The sequence below is a fragment of the Streptomyces sp. NPDC058307 genome (assembly GCF_042880295.1).
Lineage (GTDB): Bacteria > Actinomycetota > Actinomycetes > Streptomycetales > Streptomycetaceae > Streptomyces.
This window is the reverse complement of sequence record NZ_JBHVYZ010000009.1, coordinates 1-11,600: the sequence shown is the minus strand read 5'-3', so window position 1 is coordinate 11,600 and position 11,600 is coordinate 1. Positions and strand designations below refer to the sequence as shown.

The 11,600-nt window shown below is 67.1% G+C and carries 11 protein-coding genes; 8 read left to right on the top strand and 3 right to left on the bottom strand.

The annotated features are described in order from the left end of the window. Positions 1-381: 381 nt before the first annotated feature. Complete coding sequence (locus ACFVYN_RS09205; RefSeq protein ID WP_389994760.1) at positions 382-1,527, top strand: NlpC/P60 family protein; 1,146 nt, start codon at positions 382-384, stop codon at positions 1,525-1,527. Positions 1,528-1,545: 18 nt separating this feature from the next. Here the strand turns inward: ACFVYN_RS09205 and ACFVYN_RS09200 are convergent, their stop codons facing one another. Continuing rightward, positions 1,546-1,899 (bottom strand): hypothetical protein, encoded by a 354-nt coding sequence (locus ACFVYN_RS09200; RefSeq protein WP_389994758.1) that lies wholly within the window; start codon positions 1,897-1,899, stop codon positions 1,546-1,548. Positions 1,900-2,358: 459 nt separating this feature from the next. Between ACFVYN_RS09200 and ACFVYN_RS09195 the strand changes: the two genes are divergently transcribed. Next, positions 2,359-3,420, top strand: coding sequence for an NlpC/P60 family protein (locus ACFVYN_RS09195; protein WP_389994755.1), 1,062 nt, complete (start codon positions 2,359-2,361; stop codon positions 3,418-3,420). A 3-nt stretch (positions 3,421-3,423) separates the two neighbouring features. Here ACFVYN_RS09195 and ACFVYN_RS09190 read toward each other — a convergent pair whose 3' ends face one another. Both ACFVYN_RS09190 and ACFVYN_RS09185 read right to left on the bottom strand, forming a co-directional pair. Further along, positions 3,424-4,134, bottom strand: coding sequence for a LuxR C-terminal-related transcriptional regulator (locus tag ACFVYN_RS09190; protein WP_389994752.1), 711 nt, complete (start codon positions 4,132-4,134; stop codon positions 3,424-3,426). Further along, a complete protein-coding gene (locus ACFVYN_RS09185) occupies positions 4,131-5,423 on the bottom strand; it encodes a PspC domain-containing protein (RefSeq protein ID WP_389994749.1) in 1,293 nt (430 codons plus the stop codon). The genes ACFVYN_RS09190 and ACFVYN_RS09185 overlap by 4 nt, the downstream gene beginning before the upstream one ends. A 178-nt stretch (positions 5,424-5,601) precedes the next feature. On the opposite strand from ACFVYN_RS09185, the gene ACFVYN_RS09180 reads away from it, so the two are divergent. The 6 genes from ACFVYN_RS09180 (at position 5,602) to ACFVYN_RS09155 (ending at position 10,970) form a co-directional block, all read left to right on the top strand. Next, the gene (locus tag ACFVYN_RS09180; RefSeq protein ID WP_389994747.1) at positions 5,602-7,086 is read left to right on the top strand and encodes a PspC domain-containing protein; all 1,485 of its coding nucleotides are present in this window, start codon (positions 5,602-5,604) and stop codon (positions 7,084-7,086) included. Beyond that, positions 7,073-7,330 (top strand): hypothetical protein, encoded by a 258-nt coding sequence (locus ACFVYN_RS09175; protein WP_389994744.1) that lies wholly within the window; start codon positions 7,073-7,075, stop codon positions 7,328-7,330. Before ACFVYN_RS09180 ends, ACFVYN_RS09175 begins: the two co-directional genes overlap by 14 nt. Positions 7,331-7,558: 228 nt before the next feature. Then, entirely contained in the window at positions 7,559-9,106 is a 1,548-nt protein-coding gene (locus ACFVYN_RS09170; RefSeq protein ID WP_389994741.1) for a recombinase family protein, read from the top strand. A gap of 315 nt (positions 9,107-9,421) precedes the next feature. Beyond that, on the top strand, positions 9,422-9,631 hold the full coding sequence (locus tag ACFVYN_RS09165; RefSeq protein WP_389994738.1) for a hypothetical protein: 210 nt from the start codon (positions 9,422-9,424) through the stop codon (positions 9,629-9,631). After that, positions 9,615-10,136, top strand: coding sequence for a DUF6879 family protein (locus tag ACFVYN_RS09160; protein WP_389994735.1), 522 nt, complete (start codon positions 9,615-9,617; stop codon positions 10,134-10,136). The genes ACFVYN_RS09165 and ACFVYN_RS09160 overlap by 17 nt, the downstream gene beginning before the upstream one ends. 3 nt (positions 10,137-10,139) lie before the next feature. Continuing rightward, positions 10,140-10,970 (top strand): helix-turn-helix domain-containing protein, encoded by an 831-nt coding sequence (locus tag ACFVYN_RS09155; protein WP_389994733.1) that lies wholly within the window; start codon positions 10,140-10,142, stop codon positions 10,968-10,970. The last annotated feature ends 630 nt before the right edge of the window (positions 10,971-11,600 follow it).

Here is an 11,600-nt window from a genome sequence, read left to right as displayed (position 1 = left end):
ACGGGGAACACCCCCACACCGCGACATATCACCCGAAACTCACTCCACCGAGCGACGCCCGCGACGAAGGTCACGAAAATGTATCGGGCATATCGAACATCAACCTTCACACGCGCCACACCAGTTGGCTACCGTTCCGGGCAGGCCGTACGACCCCCTCCGGCGAACGTCGCCGGGCCGCACGGCCTCCGCCGAGTCCACAGGCGCCGCCGCGCGCCCGGAGCCGGGGACCCACCGAACCCGGGGTGAATCGGCCGACTCCCGCCCGCGGGAGCGCCGTAGGGCAACCCTTCCCGCCCGAACCCTCCCCCAGTGCCTGAACGGCCTGGGAGGACCCCCATCGCCAACCCGGTAGGCGGAGCACGGAAGGAGTCGCCTCCCTTGGCGTCGCACCGCAAGTCGCGTCCCGTCGGTACGCGCGTAGCAGGCATACGGACCCCGGCCCTCGCGACGGCCGCCCTCACCTCCGTGGCCCTGCTGTCCCAGTCGGCGAACGCCGCGCCGGGCGATGACAAGCCGAGTCTCGAAGAGGTCGAGAAGAAGGTCGACGACCTCTACCGCCAGGCCGAGTCGGCGACCGACACCTACAACGCGGCCAAGGAGAGGACGGCCAAGCAGCGCAAGCAGGTCGAGACCCTCCTCGACGACGTCGCCCAGCGCACGCAGAAGCTCAACGAGGCGCGCGGGGAACTCGGTTCCTTCGCCGCGGCCCAGTACCGCACCGGCGCCGCCGCGCCCGACACGGCGACCTTCCTGCTCGCCGACACCCCGCAGGACTACTTCGACCAGACGCAGCTGATGGGCCGCTTGACCAGCCGCCAGAAGGGCGCGGTCGACGACTACGTCTCCGAGCAGTCCGCGACGATGAAGAAGCGCCAGGAGGCCTCCCAGAGCCTTCGGACGCTCACCGACACCCAGAGCGACCTGAGGACCGCCAAGGCGACCGTCCAGAAGAAGCTCGCCGACGCGCGCGAGCTGCTGTCGGAGCTGACTGCGCAGGAGAAGGCGCGTCTCGCGGCGATCGAGAAGCGCAAACAGCAGGAGGCGGCCCGCAGGGCGGCGGAGCTGGCGCGGCAGCAGGCGGCGGCGGAGAAGGCCGCGCAGGAGGCCGCGCAGAAGGTCACCGGCCCGCAGGAGAGCACGTCCCCGGCGGCCGACTCCTCGTATGCCACCAGGGCCGCCAAGGCCCTCGCCTTCGCCCGCGCGCAGATCGGCAAGCCGTACGTCTGGGGCGCCACCGGCCCCGACTCCTACGACTGCTCAGGGCTCACCCAGGCCGCCTGGAAGGCCGCCGGAGTGGACCTCCCCCGCGTCACCTACGACCAGGCCGACGCCGGCACCGCGGTCTCCCTGGCCGACGCCCAACCCGGTGACCTGGTCTTCTTCTACGACGACATCAGCCACGTCGGCCTCTACATCGGCCACGGCATGATGATTCACGCTCCCAAGCCGGGCGCGTACGTCCGCGAGGAGTCGATCTACTACGACGGCGAGTCGGGCATCCACAGCGTGGTGCGCCCGGCCTGAGGCCTGCCGGCGTCGCCGTCAGGTCCACAGCACCGCGATGAAGATGTTGGCCACGGTCAACGCGCCGACCAGGCCGAACAGGCTCTTGTCCACCTTCTCGTCGTCCCGTTTCACGTAGACGAGACCGAGGATCACGATCAGCAGAGCCAGCTTCACGCCGATCTTGATGTTGTTGACGTGCTGGTCGTCGGCCTGGTTGAGACCGACCAGGATCATTCCGGTGACCAGCATCGTCGCGGCGCCGTGCAGCATCGCGGGGACGAACCGGGCGGCGCCCCGGCCCATCGCCTTCATCTGGGTGAGGAAGCCACCGAGCAGCGCGGCGATGCCGATGATGTGCAGGCCGACGAAGAGATGGATGAGTACGTCCATGAGGCCGGAGCCTATTCCGGGGCCCGAGGGGCACACGCACCGGGCCCTCTGAGCGGATCTTGCATATATGCGGCCCATAGCACTCCACGCCCGCCGCGAGCCCCGGAATCCCTACTTCGGTCAGCGCCCCGCGCGAAGTCGACGGCGCCACCCCGGCATCACGGTCACCTTCGGTCACCCGGCGATCCCCTGGCGGCAGTTCCGCACAACGCGTTACCTCCCGGACACGCTCAGGTTTAGCGTCCTCCCTCAGGTGACCGGCTCCCCACCGCCGCCCGGGCCAGGGGCGGCAGTCGGCCACCACCGCCGAAAAAGGTCCGGCGGCGGTCTGCTCCCCCTGTGCGGGCCGTCGCCGGACGCGCACCACCGCCCCGGGCGGTCGTACGGCCGCTCACCCCTGGCGTTCGTACGTCCCTGAGCCCCGGGGCTGACGATCGCAGGAAAGGATGTGCAGTCCACGTGGCAGCGCACCGCAAGCCCCGCAGCCGCTCGGCCGGCGGCCACACGGTCCGTACGGCAGCGACGATCGCCCTCGCAGGGGCGGCGACCGCGACGGGCTTCGACGGGATCGGACACGCCGAGCCGCAGCTCACACCGGCGCAGGTCAAGGCGAAGGTGGACCAGCTGTACCAGGAGGCCGAGTCGGCCACCGAGAAGTACAACGGCGCGAAGGAGAAGGCGGAGGCGGCCGAGACCCGGCTGGACAGCCTGCGGGACGAGGCGGCCCGCAGGACGGAACAGCTCAACGAGGAGCGGGACGCGCTGGGGTCGATGGCCGCGGCGCAGTACCGCGGCGGCGGCCTCGACCCCGCGATGCAGCTCGCGCTCACCGACGACCCCGACCGGTACCTGGACAGCGCCGAGTTCGCCGAACGAGCCGGTAACCGCCAGGCCGCCTCGGTGGCGAACGTACGCCGGCAGCTGCGGGAGATCGAGCAGTTGCGCGGGGCGGCGCACATCGAGCTGGCCTCGCTGAAGTCGCGCCAGGCGGAGCTGAAGCGCCACAAGAAGACGATCACCGGCAAACTGGGCGCGGCCCGTCGGCTGATGTCCCAGCTGCCGGCCGGGGAACGGGCGCTGCTCGGGGACGGCGGGGATCGCGCCTCACGGGCCACCGCGAGCGCACGCGAGGAGCTGACGTCCCCTGGCGCGGCCACCACGGCAGCCCCCAACTCCCGCGCCGCAGCAGCCGTTTCCTACGCCTACGCCAAGCTCGGCAGTCCTTATGTCTGGGGCGCCACCGGTCCGGACGCCTTCGACTGCTCGGGGCTCATCCAGGCCGCCTACCGCTCGGCGGGCATCTCCCTGCCCCGCACGACCTACGCCCAGATCGACGCCGGCCGGCGCGTCTCCCGCTCCGAACTGCTCCCCGGAGACCTGGTGTTCTTCTACTCGGGCATCAGCCACGTCGGCATGTACATCGGCAACGGGCAGATGATCCACGCTCCGAACCCGTCGGCACCGGTGCGGGTGGCGCCCATCGACCAGATGCCGTTCGCGGGCGCCACGCGCGTGGTGTGAGCGTCAGACCAGCCGCCGCGCCGTCGCCCACCGGGTCAGCTCGTGGCGGTTGGAGAGCTGGAGCTTGCGCAGGACCGCGGAGACATGGGACTCGACCGTCTTCACCGAGATGAACAGCTGCTTGGCGATCTCCTTGTAGGCGTAGCCGCGCGCGATGAGCCTCAGCACCTCCCGCTCGCGCTGGGTGAGGCGGTCGAGGTCCTCGTCGACCGGCGGGGCGTCGGTGGAGGCGAAGGCGTCCAGGACGAAGCCGGCCAGGCGCGGCGAGAAGACGGCGTCGCCCTCCTGGACGCGGAAGACGGAGTTGACGAGGTCCGTGCCGGTGATCGTCTTCGTCACATAGCCGCGCGCACCGCCCCGGATGACTCCGATCACGTCCTCGGCCGCGTCCGAGACGGACAGGGCGAGGAAGCGGACGGGCTGCTCGGCGTCGGCCATCAACGGGGCGCACCGGCGCAGCACTTCGACGCCGCCGCCGCCCGGTAGGTGGACGTCGAGGAGAACGACCTCGGGACGGGTCGCGGTGATGACGGTGACCGCCTGGTCGACGTCGGCGGCCTCCCCGACCACCTCGACGCCGGTCTCCTCGGTCCGGCCGATCTCGGCCTGGACGCCCGTACGGAACATGCGGTGGTCGTCGACGAGGACCACGCGCACCCGGCGCTCGTCCGCGCCCCCTGTACCCTCCGTCGTGCCAGTCGCCTCGTCGCTCATGACGTCTTCTCCGCCCTCTCCATCTCCAGCTCGACCTCCGTGCCGCCGCCCGGCACCGCGCGCAGCCGGGCCGTGCCGCCATGGCGCTCCATGCGGCCGATGATCGATTCTCTGACACCCATCCGGTCGGCGGGTATCGAGTCGAGGTCGAAGCCGGGGCCGCGGTCCCGGACGGACACGAACACCGTCCTGCCCTCGACTTCGGCGTAGACCTGTACGGCGCCACCCTCGCCACCGTACTTGGCGGCGTTGACCATCGCCTCACGCGCGGCCTGCATCTGTGCGCCGGTCCTCTCGTCGAGCGGGCAGTCGCCGACGACCACGACCTCTATGGGGACGCCGTGCTTGTCCTCGACCTCGGCCGCGTTGCGCCGCACGGCGTCGGCGAGGTCGGTGGGTTCGTCGGCCTCGTCCTTGCCGGTGCCCTCGGGTTTGTAGAGCCAGGTGCGCAGGTCGCGCTCCTGGGCGCGGGCCAGGCGCCGCACCTCGCTCGCGTTCTCCGCGTTGCGCTGGATCAGGGTCAGGGTGTGCAGCACCGAGTCGTGCACGTGGGCCGCGACCTCCGCGCGCTCCTGGGCACGGATGCGCATCAGGCGCTCCTCGGAGAGGTCCTGGGTCATGCGGACGAGATACGGCCCCGCGAGGAGCGTTATCCCGACGAGGACCGCGAGGGCCGCCTGGAGGACGGAGCCGAGGTGCGCTGTGGAGCCCTGGAGGACGAAGACCCCGGAGACGCCCGCGGTGACGAGGAGGACTCCGCCCGCGGCGCGCAGCAGCGTCAGGGTGCGCCGGCGGCGGCCCACTTCCATCCAGCGGGCCCGGCGGGCGTTGTCCGCCTGGCGCCAGACCAGGGCGACGCCCGCGCCGACCAGGACGGCCGGCCAGAGGTAGGCCTTGGCGCCATTGCCCACCTTGACATTGCCGACGAAGACCATGGCCACGACGACCATGAGCAGCAGGGCCACAATCTGGCCCTTGTCCGGGCGGCGGGCGACCAGTCTGCGGCGGCCGTCCGGCGAGGTCTCGGTGGTGACCAGGGACGGGAGCCGCTGGCCACCGACCCCGCCGATGCCGAGCGGCACGAAGAACCAGAACGCGGCATACAGCAACGCGCCGAGCCCGTCCGCCATGAACAGGCCGACGAAGACGAGCCGCACCCAGATCACGGGCAGCCCGAGGTGCCCGGCGAGCCCCCGCGCCACACCACCCAGCCAGCGTCCGTCACTGCTGCGGTAGAGCTTGCGCGGCGGCCGCGGTTCGACGAGGGGCGCTGCTGCGGCTTCCGGCATGCCATCGATGGTCACACGGGCGGAGTGCGGGGGCATCAGGGTTGTCCCCCGAGACTCCCCTGATCTTCGAACGGCGCGTCTCCCGAACACCTCCCTCCCCCCTCTCAGGGCCGATATCAGGGTCCGGCCAGGGTCGTTCCGACTCCCGTCACGACCCGGCGCCCGTCACCATGGACACATGACAGATCACCAGCACGCCGCGGGCGCCGGATCCGGCGGAGGCCCGGACCCGGGCACCGGCCCCGGCACCCGCCTCGGCGCGGGCACGGCCGCCGCCCCCGGCCGGGCTTCGGGCGCGCACGGGCGGGCGGGCACGCGGAGAGAAGGAGGCACACCGGCCCCACCCACCGTCACCCCCCAGGACACGGCCCCCGCCGAGGACGCGCCCCCGGCCCCCCCGCGCTTCCGGCGGGACCGGCGGCACAAGCTGCTCGCCGGGGTGTGCGCCGGACTCGGGCGGCAGTACGACATGGACCCGGTGATCTTCCGGATCACACTCGCCGTGCTGTCGGCGACCGGCGGCATAGGTCTCATCTTCTACGGCTTCGCCTGGCTCTTCGTCCCCTACGAGGACGAGGAGGAGAACGAGGTGCGCAAGCTGCTCACCGGCCGGGTCGACGGGCAGGCCCTGACCGGCGTGCTCTTCGCCCTGGTGGGTTGCGGGGTGTTCCTCACCATGCTGAGCAACACCAGCGTGCTGGCCTTCGCCGTGGTGCTCTCCCTGCTCCTCGCGGGCGCGGGGTACTGGTCGCGCAACCGCGGCACCCCGGACCCCGACCCGCTCGCCGCCCAGGCCGTCGCCGACGCCCCGCCGGAGGCCCAGGCCCCGCCGGTGCCCGCCGGCTACCCGTCCTGGTGGCGCGACCCCATAGTCAAGGACGGCACCCACGTCGGCGGCACGGGCTATCTGTGGGGCCCGAGCGACTCCCGCGACCGTGACATCGCGGCGGCCGTCAACATCGGCCGGGGCGTCTCCTGGAGCCGGCGCGAGGACATCGACGCGGCCCGGATCCACCCGCCGAAGCCCCGCGGTCCCCGCTGGATCGGCGGCTGGGTCTTCCTGCTCGCCCTGCTGGCGGGCGGCCTCGGCACAGCAGCGACCTGGGAGGACCACGCCCTGGGCACCAGCCTGCAGACCGGCCTGTCCTGCACGCTGATCGTCCTGGGCCTGGGCATCGCGACCAGCTCCTTCCTGGGCCGCACCGGAGCGGGCTCGGTCTTCCTGGCGATCATCACAGCGGGCCTGCTCGCCACGTCCACCGCTCTCCCGAAGGACATCACCACCCACTGGGTCCGCACCAACTGGACACCGGCAGCGACGCAGAACATCCGCACGCAGTACGAACTCGGCACCGGCGTGGGCACCTTGGACCTGTCGCGCGTCGCTTTCACCAAGGGCCGGACGGTGACGACCCGGGGCGAGGTCGGAGTGGGCCGCCTTGTGGTGATCGTGCCCCCGGGCGTGACCGTGAATGCGGTCATCGACGTGGGAGTGGGCGACATCCAGTTGCCGGGCGACGACAAGGCGGACGTGGACGTGGCACCGGGCAAGCGCAAGGAGATCACCCTGAAACCGGCGCCGGGCACCGAGAAGACCGCCACCCTCGACCTCGACCTACGGGTGGGCATCGGCCAGGCGGAGGTGAGCCGTGCTGCGTCATGAGTTCCAGCCGGGAAAACTGGTCGCCGGCCTCTTCCTGACCGTCGCGGGCATCACCTACGCCGGTGACGCGGGCGACGCCTGGGACACCCCGTGGTTCGCGGTGATCCCCATGGTCGTCGGCGGCCTCTGCCTCGCGGGCGCTGTGGGCCTGCTGGCCCGGACCGTGCGCAACCGCCGCGACAGCCGCCGTACGAACACACCTCTGGAGGCCGACCGGACACCCCAGCCGCCCTTGACCCCCTGACCAGACCACTGATCACCGATCACTGCCCCTGACCGCCGATCACTGATCACTGATCACTGATCACTGACCGGATCCCCCGACCGGAGCTACCGGTAACCACCCACTCGCCGCCGTCGCCGGGCCCGCAAGGCGGCGTCCACGGAGAACACGGAGGCGCCCGCGAGGACAAGCGGCAGGCCATCAGATAGGCGAGGTCACTTGCGTACAGCTGTTATAGGGTCACCATCCATGAAGCCTGTGCGTGTACTGATCGCCCTCAGGATCAGCAATGAGACCGATGCGTCCACCTCGCTGGAACGACAGCTCCAGGACTGCACGGCCTACGTGAACGAGAGGCAGCACCTTGGGTGGCAGGTGGTGGGCGTAGCCAGAGACGCCCACATCTCCGCCACCAAGTCACACCCCTTCGAGAGACCGGAACTCGGGAGGTGGCTGAACAACCGGGCTCCAGAATTCGACCTGTTACTGTTCTGGAAGATGGACCGGTTCGTCCGCAAGGTCGTCGACATGCAGGACGTGATCAAATGGGCGACTGCACACGGCGGCAAGGCCTTGGTTTCGGTCAAGGAACCAGTACTCGACATGATCGGCCCCTTCCGGCACGTCATCATCGATCTATTCGCTGCCATTGCCGAGACTGAAGCCCAGAACATCTCCATGCGAGTCAAGTCGTTCCAGAGCTACGCCAAGTCAAAGAACGTCTGGGCCAAGGGAAACCCGCCCTACGGATACGAGTCCTTCCGAGACACCGACGGCGCGATGAGGCTTCGAGTCCGGGAGAATCAAAGGCAAGTCATCCGGGAGATGTACAAGCGAGTAGTTGAGGACGGGGACCCCTACTCGACCATCTGCGACGACTTCAACGCCAGGGGGATTCCCTCCCCTGCGGGTGAGAGGATGTCGGATCGCCGAAAGAAAAACGGTACATCGGTTCCTGTATGGCGGAGCCGCACCATCACTAACATTCTGAGGTCAGAAACCATCCTCGGCTGGAAATGCGAAGAGGTGAAGGTTCCCGGAAAGAAGTACGGGGTATCCCAAGCCATCCTCACTTCCGAGGGGAAGATTCGGATGGCAGACCCCATTCTCACAGACGATGAATGGGCGAAGCTCCAGGATGAGATGAACGGACGTCCTGGTGCCGCCCGCCGCTCCACCAAGAACACAACCACCTATCGCGGAGTTGTGCTCTGCGGCGGGTGCGGCAAAAACCTGTACCTATTCAACCCGGAGAGACAGCAAGGCAAGCCGGTGTACCGATGCAATAAAGCAGCGAATCGGGAGTCCTGCGGCAAGGGGTACGCCTTCCGTGCCGAGAAGGTGGAGGAACTTGTCGAGACAATGATCCTCGGAACCATCGGGGACTTCCCTATGCACGAGCGCCACTACGTAAAGGGGTCGAACAACTCTCAGAGGCTCCGGGAGATCGAAGAGTACGTAACGGAACTACAGAGGTCCCTCCGCCCTGGCGGCAAGAACTCATCGGGATTCGCAAAGAAGGCCACAGAGGAAGAGATTGCGGCTCTCTATGAGGAACATGACTCTCTGGCCGCCGAAGGAGACAAGCCGGATAGGTACGAGTACCGGGACACCGGGGAGACCTTCCGTCACATGTGGGAAAGGAACAAAGACAATGAGGTCGAGAGGACACGTCACCTACTGAAGGCAGGAATCACCATCCGACTAAATCCCCTCACCAAGGGAGTCTCCAACACCACCGACTTCGGTGGAGAAGTGGACCTAGGAAACCGAAGTGAGCCATTCACTGTTCACTGACTCGGAGGCCATCCCTCTTGAATGGGATGCCCACTAGGCGCTAGTGACTCCTGGAGAGTCTTTTCGTGGGGGGCATATACAACCCCCCACAATAAATATGTACGTGTCCTTTACTGAAGTCTGGGACTGAAACCACAGGAGTGAGAGCGGGATCACGCGGCGACCGGCTGGGGCACCGAGACCTACCTCAGGGAGTCTCTCAAGATCCTTTATTCCGCAACCGGAATAGTTCGGAGTCGGCATAGACGAGGAACAACGGCCTACGTAGCGTCGATCAGCAAGAGCCCCGACAGGGGCCACAGACGAGGGGGCACCATGGCACGTGAGGAACTGACCCGGCTCACCGGCAAGTTCGGCGGACCCAACTGCGATGACGACGACTGCCCGAACGTCTACCGCACGGCAAGCGGTTCCATCGTGGTCCAGGGGGACGCGTCCAGCGCCTTCCAGCCCCCCGAGGGTGAGGCCCTGGTGAAGATCCCCGAATCAGTGCTCAGGGAGGCCGTACGTGCTCTTGGATGGTGATGAGTGGCGCAGGACGTTCGACGCCTTCCAGCGTGAGGCCTGGCGGTTCGAGGCTCAGCCCACGTACACCATGCCCAAGGAAGCCGAGAACGTTGGTCGGTTCCTTCGGGGGGAACCCAAGCCTGCTGACCACAATTCACGCTGGCATGAGCGTGTTCACGACTACGTGGCATCGGGTCGGAGCATCGGGCGAGTACGGATCGTACGACGGCCATTGACGGACTATCAGCGATACCAGTTCTCTTGGGGAATCCCCGGCAACATCCAAGCTGGGGAGGATATCCGTATCCTGGATGTCACGCACGATGACTACGGACTGCCGTGCTTGGGAACCGACTGGTGGATGTTCGACGAGACACAAGTGGTGCACCTCAACTTCCGACCGGACGGGACACAGATCAACCGTGAACTGTTCACTGGTGACGTCACTCCGTATCTGGAGTGGAAGCGCATAGCCCTGGCCCACTCCGTACCGTTCTTCGAGTACATGAAAGATGCCGAGTGACGAGTGACGTTCGATCCTGAGCAGCTAGGACAGTCGAAGACTGATCTGGCAGAAAAGCTCCGCGAGTTGCGTAGGCGAGCCGGTCTCACGGGAGATCGGCTCGCAAGTCGCTGCAACATGTCCCAGAGTCAGATCAGCAAGTTCGAGACCGGCAAGAAGACACCGAAGCTGGTCGACGTCGAACGCATCCTTCGCGCTCTGGACGCTCCCCCTGAGTTGGTCCCGGAGGTTACCGCCCTTGCTCGAATCGCCAACACCGAGTGGCAGGCCAAGCGCTCTTCCTGGCGCAGGGGGATGGAGAAGCGTCAGACGGAGTTGGCCTCACTGGAGTCCGAAGCGACGGAGCTGCGGTACTTTCTGCCAGCGATGATCACAGGGCTGTTGGCGACACCTGAATACATCCGTGCCAGCCTGAGTCACACGCCAGGCGACCCTTCCAAAACCATCATGAGGAAACTGGAGCGTCAGGCCGTTCTCTACGACACGGCGAAGACATTCATGTTTCTCCTCACGGAACAGGCAATCAGGTGGGCAGCCGTCCCCCACCCCACCCTGGCCGTTCAGATTGACCGTCTCACATCAGTCTCCCACCTTCCCAACATCCATATGGGAGTTATCCCGATGGGGACGGTGATACCACGAGGACCGATGAACACCTTCACCATCTATGACGACCGGTTGGCCACGGTCGAGAACTTCACTGGCCGCATGGTCTTTCGCGATCCCCGTGACATCTCCGAGTACCTTGCCGTCTTTACCTCGTTCGAGCGTCACGCTCTATTCGGAGGCGAAGCAAGGGAGTTGCTTGAGCAGTGCGCAGACCACTATCGATGATCTTTAGTCAGCAACGGGAATAATGATCGGCATTGCTCGTCAACCGGTGGACCATGGATGGGTCACGAAACCGGGGAGGACTGATGGCGAGCACACCGCAACCTCAGGGCTACGGACTCACCGAACTGCCGCCAGAACCTAGAGCGGCACCAGGATGCAGCGCCTGTCTCGACCTCTGCGTACGTCGAAAGAATTCCCGGTCCAGAGGCGACTACAGCGCCGTCTCTGATGCGAACGTCGAGCTGCGCCGGCATCGCTCCGAGGCGCACAACTCATGAGCCCCGAGAAGGCGGTTGGACTCTTCGACGACCGCCCCTCAATGACCATGCGCGTCTCCCGCGACTCGGGTAAGACCTGGGAACCCGAGCGAACCGTGTCCACGGCGGACGATCTTCAGCCTCTCATCACCCTGGCTTGGCCTCCCTGTCAGTGCACACGGTGCACGAGGCTCGGCAAGTCCTGAAACCCGTACAGCATCGAAGGAACCTGCCCCCTGCGGTCCCGATGCGGATCGTCACCCTCATTACCCGCGGGTGCTCCCCTGAGGGGAGAGCGGAGAGCCTCTCAGAAACCTTGGCGAGCTCAAGCGGTCAGCGCATCACCACTGTTCAGGAGGTCAGCGTAGACCTC